The 286-nt window shown below is 70.3% G+C and carries 1 protein-coding gene; it reads left to right on the top strand.

Translation table 11 applies throughout. From position 1 onward, the window contains the following. Positions 1-286 (top strand): hypothetical protein (locus EBL84_RS17225; protein ID WP_190288006.1); only part of this gene is annotated, 286 nt, incomplete at both ends.

Raw genomic sequence — 286 nt, 5'->3', positions numbered from 1 at the left:
ACCATCACCGCGGCGGGCTACGACGCCGACACCGGGGTGCTGACGGTCACCGGGAGCAACTTCGTGGCCGCCAGCGGCGCGGCCAACGACGTCGATCTCTCGACGCTGACGATCACCGGCGGCAACGCGGCGAGCCACACCCTGACCACCGCCACCGATGTCGAACTCGACTCGGCCACCCAGTTCTCCGTCACCCTCTCGGGGGCCGATCGCACCGCGGTCGACGCCCTGCTCGACCAGCTCGGCACCAGCTCGAGCTTCGGCACCACCTACAATCTCGCCGCCG

The organism is Marichromatium sp. AB31 (assembly GCF_003718685.1).
In the GTDB taxonomy this organism is placed as follows: domain Bacteria; phylum Pseudomonadota; class Gammaproteobacteria; order Chromatiales; family Chromatiaceae; genus Marichromatium; species Marichromatium gracile.
The sequence above is the reverse complement of the archived record's forward strand: the minus strand, read 5'-3'. Positions and strand labels throughout refer to the sequence as shown.